At 75.3% G+C, this 14,847-nt stretch carries 14 protein-coding genes and 1 pseudogene; 6 read left to right on the forward strand and 9 right to left on the reverse strand.

Going from position 1 to position 14,847, the window contains the following annotated elements; translation table 11 throughout:
* Positions 1-11: 11 nt before the first annotated feature.
* The 5 genes from JNO44_RS09425 to JNO44_RS09445 all read right to left on the reverse strand — a co-directional run bounded on the left by JNO44_RS09425 (position 12) and on the right by JNO44_RS09445 (position 5,044).
* A complete protein-coding gene (locus tag JNO44_RS09425) occupies positions 12-1,202 on the reverse strand; it encodes an acyl-CoA dehydrogenase family protein (RefSeq protein ID WP_205362967.1) in 1,191 nt (396 codons plus the stop codon).
* Between the two features lie 218 nt (positions 1,203-1,420).
* A complete protein-coding gene (locus JNO44_RS09430; protein ID WP_205362968.1) occupies positions 1,421-1,885 on the reverse strand; it encodes an SH3 domain-containing protein in 465 nt (154 codons plus the stop codon).
* A 187-nt stretch (positions 1,886-2,072) separates the two neighbouring features.
* Positions 2,073-2,837, reverse strand: a complete 765-nt coding sequence (locus JNO44_RS09435; RefSeq protein WP_205362969.1) for a VOC family protein — start codon at positions 2,835-2,837, stop codon at positions 2,073-2,075.
* Between the two features lie 127 nt (positions 2,838-2,964).
* Entirely contained in the window at positions 2,965-4,140 is a 1,176-nt protein-coding gene (locus JNO44_RS09440; protein WP_205362970.1) for an FAD-dependent oxidoreductase, read from the reverse strand.
* 124 nt (positions 4,141-4,264) lie between these two features.
* On the reverse strand, positions 4,265-5,044 hold the full coding sequence (locus JNO44_RS09445; RefSeq protein ID WP_205362971.1) for a class I SAM-dependent methyltransferase: 780 nt from the start codon (positions 5,042-5,044) through the stop codon (positions 4,265-4,267).
* A 108-nt stretch (positions 5,045-5,152) separates the two neighbouring features.
* Here JNO44_RS09445 and JNO44_RS09450 point away from each other — a divergent pair, with 108 nt between their 5' ends.
* From JNO44_RS09450 to JNO44_RS09460, 3 genes are all read left to right on the forward strand, one after another.
* On the forward strand, positions 5,153-5,332 hold the full coding sequence (locus JNO44_RS09450; protein ID WP_073447355.1) for a hypothetical protein: 180 nt from the start codon (positions 5,153-5,155) through the stop codon (positions 5,330-5,332).
* A gap of 130 nt (positions 5,333-5,462) precedes the next feature.
* Complete coding sequence (locus tag JNO44_RS09455; protein ID WP_235092769.1) at positions 5,463-5,720, forward strand: DUF5133 domain-containing protein; 258 nt, start codon at positions 5,463-5,465, stop codon at positions 5,718-5,720.
* Between the two features lie 51 nt (positions 5,721-5,771).
* Entirely contained in the window at positions 5,772-8,237 is a 2,466-nt protein-coding gene (locus JNO44_RS09460; protein WP_205362972.1) for a phosphoketolase family protein, read from the forward strand.
* A gap of 49 nt (positions 8,238-8,286) precedes the next feature.
* Here JNO44_RS09460 and JNO44_RS09465 read toward each other — a convergent pair whose 3' ends face one another.
* Positions 8,287-8,952: an HhH-GDP family DNA glycosylase gene (locus JNO44_RS09465; protein ID WP_205362973.1), complete on the reverse strand. Its 666-nt coding sequence runs from the start codon at positions 8,950-8,952 to the stop codon at positions 8,287-8,289.
* 278 nt (positions 8,953-9,230) lie between these two features.
* On the opposite strand from JNO44_RS09465, the gene ku reads away from it, so the two are divergent.
* A complete protein-coding gene (ku, locus tag JNO44_RS09470) occupies positions 9,231-10,313 on the forward strand; it encodes a non-homologous end joining protein Ku (protein WP_205362976.1) in 1,083 nt (360 codons plus the stop codon).
* Positions 10,314-10,367: 54 nt separating this feature from the next.
* Here ku and JNO44_RS09475 read toward each other — a convergent pair whose 3' ends face one another.
* Positions 10,368-11,960 (reverse strand): alpha/beta hydrolase, encoded by a 1,593-nt coding sequence (locus JNO44_RS09475; RefSeq protein WP_205362983.1) that lies wholly within the window; start codon positions 11,958-11,960, stop codon positions 10,368-10,370.
* Positions 11,961-12,112: 152 nt separating this feature from the next.
* Positions 12,113-13,156, reverse strand: coding sequence for an Lrp/AsnC family transcriptional regulator (locus tag JNO44_RS09480; protein ID WP_205362986.1), 1,044 nt, complete (start codon positions 13,154-13,156; stop codon positions 12,113-12,115).
* 140 nt (positions 13,157-13,296) lie between these two features.
* Between JNO44_RS09480 and JNO44_RS09485 the strand changes: the two genes are divergently transcribed.
* Positions 13,297-13,803: a DNA-binding protein gene (locus JNO44_RS09485; protein ID WP_205362987.1), complete on the forward strand. Its 507-nt coding sequence runs from the start codon at positions 13,297-13,299 to the stop codon at positions 13,801-13,803.
* Between the two features lie 96 nt (positions 13,804-13,899).
* Complete coding sequence (locus tag JNO44_RS09490; RefSeq protein ID WP_338058611.1) at positions 13,900-14,211, forward strand: GNAT family N-acetyltransferase; 312 nt, start codon at positions 13,900-13,902, stop codon at positions 14,209-14,211.
* Here the strand turns inward: JNO44_RS09490 and JNO44_RS09495 are convergent.
* Positions 14,186-14,810, reverse strand: a pseudogene (locus JNO44_RS09495) (SDR family NAD(P)-dependent oxidoreductase); the annotation flags it as partial. The gene JNO44_RS09490 and the pseudogene JNO44_RS09495 overlap by 26 nt on opposite strands.
* Positions 14,811-14,847 lie beyond the last annotated feature (37 nt).

Consider the following 14,847-nt stretch of genomic DNA (forward strand, 5'->3'; position numbering starts at 1 on the left):
CCGCCGGCCGGTCACCGCCGCACCCGGGGCATGCCCAGGCCGATCCACGAGATGATCTCGCGCTGGATCTCGTTGTTGCCGCCGCCGAACGTGAAGATGACCGCGGAGCGGTAGCCGCGTTCCAGTTCGCCGTGGAGCACCGCGCCCGCCGAGCCCTCGGTCAGCGAGCCGGCCGCGCCGGCCACCTCCATCAGCCAGGCGTAGGCGTCCCGGCGGGCCTCGGAGCCGTAGACCTTGACCGCGGAGGCGTCCTGGGGGGTCAGCGTGCCCCGCTGGAGCGCGTCGACCATCCGCCAGTTCAGCAGCTTCATGGCCTCCAGTCGGGTGTGGGTGCGGGCCAGTCGCCCGCGCACCCAGCCCAGGTCGATGACCCGGCGGCCGTCGGCGAGCTTGGTGCCGGCCGCCCAGCGCTGGACGTCGTGGAGGGCGCGGATGGCCATGGTGCCGTGGGCGGCGAGGGTGACCCGTTCGTGGTTGAGCTGGTTGGTGATGATCCGCCAGCCCTTGTTCTCCTGGCCGACCCGGCGGGTGGCGGGGACGGTGATGTTCTCGTAGTAGCTGGCGGTGGTGTCGTGCGAGGCAAGGGTGTTGATCAGGGTGCAGGAGTAGCCGGGGTCGCTGGTGGGGACCAGGAGCATGGTGATGCCCTTGTGGGGCGGGGCGTCCGGGTCGGTGCGGACGGCGAGCCAGACCCAGTCGGCGGTGTCCCCGTTGGTGGTCCAGATCTTCTGGCCGTTGACGACGTAGTGGCCGGTCTCCTCGTCGCCCGCGCGCACCGCGCGGGTCTTCAGGGCGGCCAGGTCGGTGCCGGCGTCGGGCTCGCTGTAGCCGATCGCGAAGTCGATCTCGCCGGAGAGGATCCGGGGCAGGAAGTACGCCTTCTGCTCCTCGGTCCCGAACCGCATGAGGGTGGGGCCGACGGTGTTCAGCGCCATCAGCGGCAGCGGCACCCCGGCCTGGGCCGCCTCGTCGAAGAAGATGAACTGCTCCATGGGCGTCATCCCGCGCCCGCCGTACTCCCTGGGCCAGCCGACGCCCAGCCAGCCGTCGGAGCCGAGCCGGCGCACCGTGGCGCGGTAGAAGCGCTTCTGGGCGGCCGGGTCGGCGTACCGGGCGTAGGCGTTGTCCGGCACCAGTTCGCCGAAGTACGTGCGCAGTTCGGCGCGCAGTCGCTGCTGTTCCGGGGTGTAGTCCAGGTGCACGGCCCCTCCACCAGTCGTCCGGTCCACTCGTCCCGTCGCCCGGTGGCCGCCCGGGTGCTGACGGCCCGTCGGATTCCGGGGTCGGGGGCACAGTAGAACGCGTTCCAGTAATACGGAAGGGCGGTGACCGGTCGGGCGCGGGCGCACACCGGGCCCGGCGCGACACCTTGAGGGGTGCCGGGCCGGGCCCGTTCCGGAGCCCGCCGCGTGGGGCGGCCTCAGCCGGCGTGCCTGGCGGCCTCGTTCCCCTGGACGCGGTCGCGACGCCCGTCGTTGCAGTACTTGACGGCGCCGGTGTTCGTCACGTGCTTGGCCGCGATCCAGGTCCGCCGGCCGCCGCGGACCAGGTACCAGACCTCGTTGCCGCGGATGTTCTGGGCGCGGACCTTGCAGACCAGGTAGACCCGGGCGCCGTTGCGGAGGTAGCCGCGGGACGCGGAGTCGGTGCTGGGGTACTCGCGCTCGTTCATCCCGCGGCCGGCGGTGACGGTGCCGTACGTGTAGTCCGGACCGGTCAGCTCCTGGGGAAAGGGCTGCGATTGAGGGCTGGGCAGGGGGTGGGGCGTCGCCTGGGCCGGAGTCGCTGCGAACAGCGTCGCCCCCAGGGCGACGGCCGTGGTCAGTGCGCCCGCGCCGGCTGCGAGCTTCTTGCCTCGGGCCACGAGGACGTCGGTCGTGGACATAGGGGTCTCCTGTTCTCGACGCGCGATGCGTTGCCGCGCAGTGCCACCCATCGGTGCGTTGCGGACATTACGCGCAAACACCACAAACAGTGTGGTGAAACGACGAAAACGCGGCCGACCGTGTGACGCCGCATGGGCCCGTCGGCCGAAGGAATTCACTCGCCCCCCGGCGCGCCGGTGCGCGCGGTCAACCCTCCGTACCCGCCTGGTGGATCCCGAAGACGGCGCCCTGCGGATCCCGCACCATCGCGATCCGCGGCCCGTCCGGGACGTCCGTCGGCGCCATCAGCACCATCCCCCCGGACTCGGCGGCCCGCGCCTCGGTCCCGTCGACCGACTCGACCGCGAAGTACGGCAGCCAGTGCGGCCGGACGTCCTCCCGGTCGCGCGCCTCCACGGTGCTCATCCCCCCGAAGTCGGCGCCGCCGATCCCCCACTGGGTGTACGTGCCATGGGCCCTGACCGTCCATCCGAGGACCCGGGAGTAGAACGCCACCGCGGACTCGGCGTCGTCGGTGGCGAGTTCGACCCAGCCGAGCGCGCCGGGCGCGTTCAGCAGCTCGGCGCCGGCGAAGCCGCGGGCCTGCCAGACCGCGAAGGCCGCGCCCGTCGGATCGGCCAGCACCGCGAACCGGCCCAGGTCGAAGACGTCCCGCGGATCCACCAGCACGCTGCCGCCGGCCTCGGTCACGGCCGCGGCCAGCGCCTCGGCGTCGTCGGTGGCGAAGGTGACGGTCCAGGCGGTCGGCTGGCCCGGCGCGTACAGCGGGGTCGCCGCGGCGACCCGGGCGTCGCCCATCGAGAAGAGCGTGTAGCCGCCGGCCGCCGCCCGCGGGTCGGTCCCGGCGTGCCAGCCGAAGACCTCGCGGTAGTAGACCGCGGCCGCGGCCACGTCCGAGGTGACCAGCTCCACCCAGCAGGGCGCGCCCGGCGTGATCTCGGTGATCTTCACGCGCTGCTCCGTCCCTCGGTGCCGCGGGCCGGGCGGGCGGAGCGCGGGCGCGCCGCCCCCGGCGTCCCTCCGCTGCCGATCGTCCGACGGGCGGTGCGGGCCCGCAACCCGGCACGACGGGGCCGGGTCAGGGTCGGTGCGGGTGCAGGTGCCGGCGGCGGAGCAGGTGGTGCGCGCGGCGCGGGGCGTCCTGCGCGAGGGCGGCCTCCAGGCCGCGGGCGGCCCCCTCCGCGGCCGCGGTCGAGCGGGGGAAGAGCGCCGCCTCGTACACCCGCACCGCGCGGTCCGGATCGGTCTGCCAGGTGTGCGCCTCGGCGAGGTGCTGGGCGAGCTCGCAGCCGTCCTGGAGGGCCAGGTCCGCGCCCGGACCGGCGAGCGGGGTCATCAGGTGCGCGGCGTCGCCCAGCAGCGTCAGGCCCGGGGTGTGCGGCCAGGTGTGCGGCACCGGCAGCGCGAACAGCGGGCGGTTGGCGAACCCCTCGCCGCCGTCCCGCAGCAGCGCCAGCAGCCGGTCGTGCCACCCGGCGAACGCCGTCAGCAGCGCGCCGCGGACCGCCTCGGCGTCCGCGATGTTCACCCCGGCCTCCCGTGCCCAGTCCTCGGAGCCGCACAGGGCCGCGTAGACCCGGACCCGGCCGCGGCCGTCGCGCCGGGCGATCAGCCCCTTCCCCGCGGACAGCGCCATCATGGTGCCGCGGCCGACCAGCCGGGCGATCGCCGGGTGCCGGGCGTCGACGTCGTCGAGGCCGGTCTCGACGAAGGTCACGCCGGAGTAGTGCGGGGTCGCCTCGGACAGCAGCGGGCGGACCCGGGACCACGTCCCGTCGGCGCCGACGACCAGGTCGAAGGTGGCCGACCCGCCGTCGTCGAAGACCGCCTGGTGCCGGCCGCCGCCGCGCGGGTGCAGCGTCCGCAGGTAGGAGCCCCAACGGACCGTGCCGGGGGCGAGCGAGTCCACCAGCAGCCGGCACAGCTCGCGCCGGCCGATCTCCGGGCGCTCGGCGGGCGTGCCGGGTTCGGGCAGGTCCCGGTGGAGCACCGCACCGGTGCGGTCGAGCAGCCGGAGCTCCTGGCCGACGGGCCGGGCCGCGGCGTGGAACTCCCGCTCCAGCCCGGCCACCCGCAGCGCCGCCTGCCCGGTCGCCGCCCGCAGCTCCAGGGGGCCGCCGGGCGCGACGCCCACCGGGCCGAGGGCCCGCTCGAAGACCGTCACCGGGACCCCGTACCGCTGGAGCACCCGGGCGCAGACCAGCCCGCCGGGGCCGGCCCCGATGATCGCGATGCGGAAGGTGGTGGGGGGCATGGCGCGGCGCTCCTCGGTGCTCCTCGGCCCGCGGTCCGACGCCCGCACCGGGACCGTCCTCGCTACCAGAGGAGCACAGCCGCCCCGAAAGTGCGATCGGTGCCGGTCGGAGGGCCCGCGAGGGTCAGTCCGGGAGGGCCCTGAGCAGGACCAACGAACCCTCCAGGAAGCATTGTTCGCGCAGTGCGCCGTGGCGGGCGTCCCAGGTGCCGTCGGCCAGGTCGCGGCGGAGCGCGTCGGCGAAGCGGGTGCGGGCCGGCTCGTCGACGAAGCTCCAGGCGGAGCACGCCCGGCGGGCGCCGGGGTCCAGGAGGCGCTCGGGGCGCCCGTAGTACGCCTCGTTGAAGCCGTCGGAGCAGTCCAGGGGGATCGGGACCGGCTCGACGGCGACGGTGCCGCCGAGAGCGGACGCCAGCGCGTCGATCCCGGGGTAGCGGCGGGCCTCGGTGTCCAGGACCTCGGGGCAGTAGGCGTGCAGCCAGAAGTCCCGGACCCGCCGCGGGTCGCAGGTCAGCACGACGACCGGGCCGCGGGCCACCCGGCGCAGCTCGCGCAGCCCGGCCGCCTGGTCGCTCCACTGGTGGACGCTGAAGGTGGTCATCGCGGCGTCGAAGGAGTCGTCGGCGAAGGGGAGTTGTTCGGCGACCGCGTCGATCGCCGGGGCGAGGTGGGGCGGCCGCTGGGCGCGCATCGCCGCGGACGGCTCGACGGCGGTGACCTCGCGGGAGGTCGCTTCGTAGGAGCCGGCGCCGGCTCCGACGTTCACCACCGTGCGCGCGGCGCCCAGGGCCCGGTCGATCCGGGCGGCGATCCGCGGGTCGGGGCGGCGGTGCTCGGCGTAGCCCCCGCCGACGGCGCCGTAGTCCACATCGCCGGCACTGCCGTCGCACGCACGCTCATCCATGACGTGAACGTATCAACGGGTCGGCGCCGCGGCGGGCGGATTCCCCGGAAGGGCGGCGGGCGGCGGACCGGCGCACGATGGAACCACCCAGGAGGGAGAACCACCAGCATGAGCAGGGCAACGACGGGTGACGGGCCGGGGCCCGTGCCCAGTGGACCGCGGCCGGTGCCGCACGACCCGGGGACGCCCGAGCCGGCCGAGGAGCCCGCGGAGGACCCCGGAACGGCCCCCGAGGAGCCGCCCGGCGCCCGTCCCGGCGAGGACCCGGCACCTGAGCCGCCCGACTGAGGCCGGGCGGCTCAGGCGGTGGGCCCGTCCGGTTGCAGCGACCGCCCGTCCGGCGCAAGGTGGGAGCCACTCCGGTCCGGGCGCACCCTCGACGCGCCCGCCAGCCGCCCCGGGCACGCACGCCGGGCCGATGTCGGGAGAAGAAGACGGCATGCTGCTGCCGGACAAGTCCGTACTCGCCTCGCTGCTGCGGCGCTACCGCGTCTGGGAGCGGGTGGTGCTCGCCGACCCGCACGACCCGGTGGCCCGGCGTCAGCTGGAGGACCTCGCGTACACGCTGTGCGTGCTGATGGGCCGGCGCACCGTCCACGAGGCGATCATCGAGGCGGAGCAGTACCTCGCGACCGATCGGGAGGCGCCCCGGACCGTCGAACGGCGCAACCGATAGGGCGCGCCGGGCCGAGCCGCCGCCCGCACCGCGCGAACCGAGGAGCCGAGCGTGGGACACCCCGGAAACCCGACGACCACCGCGCCGCCGCCCTCGGCAGCCGGCGCGGCCGACCCCGCCGCCCCGCTCGGCCCGAGCGAGCTGAACGCCCTCGACGCGCACTGGCGGGCCGCCAACTACCTGTCCGCCGGGCAGATCTACCTGATGGCCAACCCGCTGCTGTCCGAGCCGCTGCGCCCGGAGCACATCAAACCCCGGCTGCTGGGCCACTGGGGCACCTCCCCCGGTCTGAACCTCGTGCACACCCACCTCAACCGGGTGATCAGGGCCCGGGAGCTGGACGCACTGTGCGTCTGGGGGCCGGGGCACGGCGGGCCGGCGGTCCTGGCCAACTCCTGGCTGGACGGGACGTACACCGAGACGTACCCGGACGTGACCCGGGACGCGGCGGGGATGGCGCGGCTGTTCCGGCAGTTCTCGTTCCCCGGCGGGGTGCCGAGCCATGTCGCGCCCGAGACCCCGGGCTCCATCCACGAGGGCGGCGAGCTGGGCTACTCCCTCACCCATGCCTACGGCGCGGCCTTCGACAACCCGGAGCTGCTGGTCGCCTGCGTGATCGGCGACGGTGAGGCCGAGACCGGACCACTCGCCGCGTCCTGGCACGCCACCAAGTTCCTGGACCCGGTGCACGACGGCGCGGTGCTGCCGATCCTGCACCTCAACGGCTACAAGATCGCCAATCCGACGGTACTGGCCCGCATCCCCGAGGACGAGCTGGACGCCCTGCTGCGCGGCTACGGCCACGACCCGCTGCACGTCACCGGCGACGACCCGGCCGCGGTGCACCAGGCGATGGCCGCCGCCCTGGACCTGGCGCTGGACCGGATCGCGGCGATCCAGCGGCGGGCCCGCGCGGACGGCGACGCCGGGCGGCCCCGGTGGCCGGCGATCGTGCTGCGCACGCCCAAGGGCTGGACCGGTCCGCGGGAGGTGGACGGGCAGCCCGTGGAGGGCACCTGGCGCGCCCACCAGGTCCCGCTGGCCGGGGTGCGCGACCACACCGACCACCGGCACCAACTGGAGCAGTGGCTGCGCTCGTACCGGCCGGAGGAGCTGTTCGACGAGGCGGGACGGCCCCGGCCGGCGGTGCTGGCGTGCCTGCCCGAGGGCCGGCGCCGGCTGGGCGCCTCCCCGCACGCCAACGGCGGCCTGCTGCTGCGCGAGCTGCCGCTGCCGCCGCTGGAACGGCACGCGGTGGAGGTGGCCAAGCCCGGCACCGCGCTGCACGAGCCGACCCGGGTGCTCGGCACCCTGTTGGCCGACGTCATGGCGGCGACCGCCGGGCGCCGCGACTTCCGGCTCGTCGGCCCGGACGAGACCGCCTCGAACCGGCTGGACGCCGTCTACGGCGCCACCGCCAAGGCGTGGCAGGCGGCCACGCTGCCCACCGACGAGCACCTCGCGCGCGACGGCCGGGTGATGGAGGTGCTCTCCGAACACCTCTGCCAGGGCTGGCTGGAGGGCTATCTGCTCACCGGGCGGCACGGGTTGTTCTCCAGCTACGAGGCGTTCGCGCACATCGTCGACTCGATGGTCAACCAGCACGTCAAGTGGCTGCGGACGGCGCGCCGGCTGCCCTGGCGGCGGCCCGTCGCGTCCCTGAACTACCTCCTCACCTCGCACGTCTGGCGGCAGGACCACAACGGCTTCTCCCACCAGGACCCCGGCTTCGTCGACCACGTCCTCAACAAGAGCCCCGAGGTCGTCCGGGTCTATCTGCCGCCGGACGCCAACACCCTGCTGGTGGTGGCCGACCACGCGCTGCGCAGCCGCGACCACGTCAATGTGATCGTGGCCGGCAAACAGCCTTGCTTCGACTGGCTCACCCTCGACCAGGCCCGGGTGCACTGCGCCCGCGGCGCCGGTGTCTGGGAGTGGGCGGGCACCGAGAACGGCGGGCCTGCGCGTGTCCTCGCCCCCGCGCGGAGCACCGACGCCTCGCCCCCGGACGTGGTGCTGGCCTGCGCCGGGGACGTGCCGACGCAGGAGACGCTGGCCGCCGCCGACCTGCTGCGCCGCCATCTGCCGGAGCTGGCCGTGCGGGTGGTCAACGTCGTCGACATGACCAGGTTGCTGCCGGCCGACGTCCATCCGCACGGGATGCCGGACTCCGAGTTCGACGCCCTGTTCACCCCCGACAAGCCGATCATCTTCGCCTACCACGGCTACCCCTGGCTGATCCACCGGCTCTGCTACCGCCGGACCGGCCACCGGCACCTGCACGTCCACGGCTACAAGGAGCAGGGCACCACCACCACGCCGTTCGACATGGTCGTCCTCAACGACCTCGACCGGTTCCGGCTGGTGATGGACGTGGTGGACCGGGTGCCGGGGCTGGGCGCCCGCGCGGTGGCGCTGCGGCAGGCGATGGCGGACGTCCGGACCCGGCACCACGCCTGGATCCGGGAGCACGGCACGGACCTGCCGGAGGTCGCGGAGTGGACCTGGACGGGGTGACCGCCGACCCGTCCTCTCTCACCTGCTCCGCCCGCCTCTTGACGGCCCGTCAGGCGAACTGGCCGGCCCGTTCCCGCACCTCCTCGGCCACCGACCGGTCCAGCGCCGCGCGCACCAGCGCCGAGGCCAGCGCGGCGGTCTCGGCCGCGGGCACCAGCCGGAGCAGCCGGTCCGGGTCCTCCGGCAGCCCCAACCGCCGGGCGCCCTGGAGGGCCTTGGCATCGAGGTACGGGGCGAACTCCGGCCATACGCCCTGCACTTCGCGGACGAAGATGCCGGAGCCGGCCGGCCCGACGCCCGGCAGTTCCTGGAGCGCGCCGCGCAGCGCCCCGAGGTCGCCGTCGGCCGCCTCCCGCATCCGCCGCAGATCGCCGCCGTAGCGGTCCAGCAGGAGCCGCGCCCCGTCGCCGAGGCGGGTGGCGGTGCTCTCGTCGTAGCGGCGGTAGCCGCCCGCGCCGAGCGCCTCGACCCGCTGCCGCCAGGGTGCGTCGGCCATCCGCCGGGGCGTGCCCAGCCCGGCGTCGAACAGGGCGCGGGCCGCCGCCACCGCCACCGAGGCGCGGATCCGCGCACCGAGCAGGTCGGCGAGGACCAGGAGCTGGTAGAGCGGTTGCGGGGTGTCGCGCAGACGGATCCCGGCCTCGGCGGCGTAGGTCCGTCCGTGGCGGTCCAGCAGGGCGCGGACGAGGTCCTGGTGGGCGGGGCGCGGGCTCATCGGGTGCCTCCGGGGTTCGGGCGGGCGTCGGGCCGGCACCGCGTCCGGGCGCTCGGGGCGGCGCGGAACGAGCGGCCGCGCAGCGACACGGCCGACCACTGCGAGCGGGGTACCCGGTCGGCCCGGCCGGGATGCTCGGGCGTCCGGGTGGTCGGCGCCCGACGGTCCGGCGTACGGGTGGTCGGGCGTCCGGGTGGTCGGCGCCGGCCGGCAGGCGGGACGTCGCGGACTCGACCTAGGCTGGTACGGCACCGAACCGCACCACGAAGGCGGCTCCCATGCGCCCCACCGCGAAGTTCTCCCTCAGCTTCGGCCTGGTCACGATCCCGGTGGCCGCCTACAACGCCACCGACACCGCCGCCTCGGTCAGCTTCGTGCGGATCCACACGGCGGACGGCGGGCGGGTCCGCAACCAGCCGGTCTGCTCCCTCGAAGGCACCGAGGTCTCCCCCGACGAGATCGGCCGCGGCTACCGGACCGACGACGACACCATCGTCCCGCTGACCGACGACGACCTGGACGCGCTGCCGCTGCCGACCGCCAGGACCCTGACCATCCTGGCCTTCGTCGCCGGCGGCGACATCGATCCCCTCCAGATCGGCAAGGGCTACTACCTGGGCGCCGACGGCCCCGCGGCGGCCAAGCCCTACGCCCTGCTGCGGGACGCGATGGAGCGGCACCGGCGGGTGGGCCTGGGCAAGATCGCACTGCACGGCCGGGAGACCCTGGCCATGATCCGGCCGGTGGAGGACGTGCTGGTCATGCAGGTGCTGCTGTGGCCGCACCAGATCCGTCCGATGACCGGTGTCCTCCCCGAGCGGGAGGTGAAGGTCGCCGCCGACGAGGTGCGGGCGGCGGAGACGTTGATGGACTCCTTCGGCGGGCTGTCCGAGGAGGACGTGCACGACCACTACCGGGAGGCCCTGGAGGAGATCGTCGCGGCCAAGCTCGCGCACCGCGAGCCGGAGTTCGAGGCCGGCGAGGAGCCGCCGGCGGGCCGGGTGATGGACCTGATGGCGGCGCTCCAGGACAGCGTGCGGGCGGCGAAGCGGGCCCGCGGCGAGATCGACGAGGCGGCGGAGACGGACGGGAGCGGCGACGGGCGGGCGGCCGGCCGTACGGCGACGAGGACGGCGGCCCGCAAGACCGCTTCCCGGAAGGCCGCCGCCGCGGGAAAGACCGCGCAGCGCAAGCCCGCGAAGGCCACGGCGGCGGGCACGGGGACGGCGAAGGCCGGTGCCACGGCCGGGAAGAAGACGACCGCGGCGGCCAAGGGCAGCGGCGCGCAGAAGGCCGCGGGAACGGCCCGGAAGGCCACGGCGGCCAAGCGGGCCACCGGCCGCGGGCGGAAGGCGGGCTGAGGCCCGCGCCGGGCCGGGCACCTCGGGCGACGATCGGGCGGCGGCCGTGGCCGGTCAGCGGCAGCCCGTGCCGCCCACCGGCAGCACCCCGTCGATCAGGAACGCGTCCACCTTCTGCCGCACGCACGGGTTGCCGGAGGGGTACGCGGCGTGTCCCTCGCCGTGGTACGTCAGCACCACGCTCGCGTTGCCCAGTGCCCGGGCCATGTGCGCGGCGCCCTCGTACGGCGTGGCCGGGTCGTCGGTGGTGGCGACGAGCAGGGCGGGCGGTGCGTCGTGGGCGGCCACGTCGCGGGAGGAGTCGTCGCCCGGCACGGGCCAGCCGTAGCAGTCCAGCAGCGTCGGGGCGATGTCCGGGCCGAAGAGCGGGGACGCCTGGGTGAGTTCGCGCTGGGCGCGTGGGAAGTCGGCGGGGCCGTAGCGCTCGGAGGTGTCCCGGCAGCTGATCGCCCGGAGGGCCAGTTGGTCCTGGGAGGGCATCGCCGCGGTCGCGGTGAGCCCGGGGCGACGGGCGGCGGTGCCGGTGCTGCCGCCCGCGCCGCCGCTGCCGCTCAGCTGGAGGATCCCGGACCCGTCCCCGTCGCGCAGCTGCGCCAGGGCGTCCCGCAGGGCGGGCCAGCTGTCCCGGCTGTAGAGGGACTGCCGCAGCGCGTAGACATAGGCCGTACCGTCGACCTGCGTGCCCTGCACGCGCAGCGGATGATCCGTCAACTTCTGGTACCAGTCGGTGAGTTGACGTCGCACGGTCGCGTCGTCGGAGCCCAGCGGGCAGTGACCGGTGTGCACGCAGTCGGTGGCGAAGTCGTCGAGCACCCGCTGGAAGCCGCGGGCCTGGGCGACCGCGGTCTGCCAGGTGTTCCTGGTCGGGTCCTCGACGCTGTCCAGCACCAACCGGCCGGCGGTGCGGGGGAAGGTGTGGGCGTAGACCGAGCCGAGCCGGGTGCCGTAGGAGAAGCCCAGGTAGTTGAGCTTGCGGTCGCCGACGGCGGACCGCAGGACGTCCATGTCCCGGGCGACGTCGGGGGTGCCGACCCAGGGCAGCAGCTCGCCGGAGTACCGGCCGCAGGCTTCGTTGATCCGCTTCTCGTTGGCGGCGAGGCTGTCCGCGCCGGTGCCGCTGGCCGGGGTGTAGCCGGTGCCGCAGGAGATCGGTTCGGTGTGGCCGGTACCGCGCGGGTCGAAGCTCACCAGGTCGTAGCGCTGGCCGAGGTGGGCGAAGCCGTCGCTGTTGCCGATGAGGTAGTTCACGCCCGAGTCGCCGGGGCCGCCGGGGTTGACGACCAGCGAACCGAGCCGCTTGCCGGGCCCGGTCGCCGGCAGCCGGACCAGTTGCACGCGCAGCGTGCCGCGCTCGGGATGGGCGTAGTCGCGCGGGACCTCCAGCCGGGCACACTGGAAGCGGCGCGCGCCACCGGAGGGCGGCGCGGCGCCGGTCGGCGGCGGCGAGCCGTGCGAGGACGGGGACGGGCCGGTGCCGGGGAAGCCCGCCGGACAGGGCTGCCAGGCCGGCCGCTGCGCGTAGAAGCGGCTGAGGCCCGGGCCGGCGGCGGCCGGGGCCGGGGACGCCACCGCGGCCGGAATCCCGGCCAGGGCGCCGGACAGCGCGCCCGCCACCAGCACCGCGAGGGATCCGCGAAGACCCGGCATACCCCGAGGGTAGGGCCGGGGACTCGAACGGGCATCCGGACGCGGGGCCGGGCCGGCGGCCGGCACCGGGATGCGGGGCGACCGCCCGGTCGGCGGGATACGGGGCGGCGGTCCTCTTCCGCGCGGCGGCCCAGGGCCGGGGCCGCCCGTGGTCAGCGCGGCAGCGGCAGCAGCGCCCCGGCGCGTTTCACGGTGCGGATGACCGGGGCGGTCTCCAGCGTCCGGATGGCGTCCAACGACGCGATCCGCCCGGTCAGATAGCGGGCGAGGCCGAGCGGGTCCCGGCAGTTGACGGCGGCCACCAGATTGGTCGGCCCGGTGGTCATCGCGACGAAGGACACCTCGGGGTGCCCGGCCATCGCCGCGACCACCTCGGTGAGCCGGGAGGGCCGTACCGACATCCACAGCCGGGCCTCGGTGCGGAAGCCGAGGGCGGCGGGCGGGATGTCGACGAGGAAGGCGAGCACACCGGCCCGCCGCAGCACGGCCAGGCGCCGGCGCACGGTCGACTCGGACACCCCGGCCGCGGCGGCGAGTTCGATGTGGCCGGCCCGGCCGTCCCGCGACAGCACCTCGATGAGTGCCCGGTCCGCCGGCCCGAGCGCGCGCCCGCCCTCCTCGGTGCCCGGGACGTCCCCGTCCGCTCCGATCGCCTCGTCCGCGGCCGGCGGGGCGAGCAGGGCGACCTGTTCCGGGGTGAGCCGCGCGGCGCCGGCCGGCAGTGCCACGGGGCCGCCCCCGGGCCGCGCGACGCCGGGCCCCTGCGGGAGGCCGAGCAGCAGGTGGGCGGTGACCGAGGTGACCCGGCCGGTCCTGGGGAGCTTGCGCAGCAACAGTTCCTCGCCGCGGTCGGCGGTGGGCGTCTGGACGCTGCAGGAGATCTCGGTGCCGCCGGAGAGCAGATGGACGTAGGAGGTGTCGGGGCGGGCCGCCAGGGCGTCGGCGAGCGCGGACGCCGCGTCCGGTGTGCAGCGCAGCCGGAGGGTCCAGGCGCTGTGGCCGAGCCGGGCGCCGTTGAGGGCGCCGACGACGCGCAGCACGCCCGCGGTGCGCAGCCGGCGGTAGCGGCGGGCGACGGTGTGCTCGGAAACCCCGAGAGCGGCCCCGATGAGCCGGAACGGCGCCCGGCCGTCGATCTCCAGGGCGTGCACCAGCCCCGTGTCCACCTCGTCCAGCACGACGGTTTCCGGCTTCATCCCGGGCAGTCTGCCAGCACCCGCCGTCCCGGCCGCCCGCCACCTCTCTCACGTGAACGACTCGCCCAAACGACCCACTTGAACGACTCGTTCACAATATGTCGTTGACAACGAGGTAAGCGCGGCGGCACTCTGACGGCATGTCATCGACCTCGGAACAGCAGCCCGCGTCCGCCCGCCCGGCCGACCCGTTCACTCCCCCCGATCCCGGCCAGGCCCGCGCGCACCGCGCCCACGCCGCCCTCTTCCGCATCGCCGAACGCCATGCGGCCACCGACGAGCAGCGCCGCCGCCAGGCCCACCCCTCGCTCATCGGCCCCCACGAAGCCGTCCGGATCGTCTCGTTCCTGCTCAGCGGCGCCGCCCAACTCCACGACGGCGAAGCGGAGGTGGACCGCGCCGACATCACCGCCGCGCTGAGCCTGGTGCCCATGGCGCGCGGCGACATGGACGAACTGGAAACCGGGCTCCTCCAGATGGCGCGCGGTCGCGGCATGACCTGGCAGGAGATCTCCTTCGGCCTGGGCCTCGGCACCCCGCAGGCCGCCCGGCAGCGCTACGAACGACTGGCCGGCCGCACCGCCACCGAATCCGACTCCACCAGCAACTCCGACTCCACCACCGGCTCCGGCGCCGAAGCGCAGTGAGGCCGTGGCGGGCCCGGCCGCACCGGCGGCATCGCCGCGGACTTCAACAGGCCGGGCCTGGTGCCGGAGTCGGACACCCTGCTGGTCCACGACGGGGTGGGGCGGTTGGCCGCCCGGGCCCGGGTCAACCGGCGTTCCGAGGTGGACGTCCACCCCGTGCACCGGGGTCGCGGCCTGGGGGCCGCGCTGCTGGACTGGGCCGAGGCCCGGGCCCGCCGGGCCGGGAGCGAGGGGATCGTCCAGACCGTGCCGGGCGACGACGCGCACGCCGTCGCACTGCTGCGGTCGACCTGCACCCTGTGGACCCACTCGGACACCGGCGCGCTCACCTTGTACCTGCGGGTGGGCATGACGGTCAGGCGCAGTTCCACGGTCTTCCGCACGCCGCGCCCTGCGCGACCGACTTGATCAGCTCGGCCGGGACCCTGCCGGACCCGCGGCCCTCGGTGTACCGCTGCAGGTTGGTCTAGATCGCCCCGGGCATCAGCGCGTTAGCGGTGATGCCGTCGCCGGACCAGCGGCGCGTGGCCTCCACCGCGCACAGCACGTTCGCGGTCTTGGACTGCCCGTAGGCCGGCCACGGGTCGTAGCGGCGGAAGGCGAAGTGCACATCGCCGAAGACCACCGGCGAGCCACACCCAGCCCTGCGGGGTGTGCCGCTCGGGGCAGGCCATCACGCCCGCGTTGTTCACCAGGAGGTGCAGCGGCCCGTCCCAGGCGGCGGCGAACGCGTCGATCGACGCGGGGTCGGCCAGGTCCAGCGGGGCGACGTGCACGGCGGTGCCGCCCGTGGACGCGGCGATGTCCTCGGCGCCCCGGTCGCCCGCGGCGGTGTCCCGGACGGCGAGGGTGACCTCGGCGCCGGTACCGGCCAGGGCGCGTGCGGTCTCCGCGCCCAGGCAGGAGGACGCGCCGGTCACCACGGCGCGCCGACCGGTCAGGTCGATGCCCGCGACGACCTCGGCCGCGGTGCTGGAAGATCCGAAGGGGGTCCGGATCAGGCTCATGGCACCACGCCAACTGGGCCCCTCCCCGCTCTCCCCG

Source organism: Streptomyces noursei (genome assembly GCF_016917755.1).
Lineage (GTDB): Bacteria > Actinomycetota > Actinomycetes > Streptomycetales > Streptomycetaceae > Streptomyces > Streptomyces yunnanensis.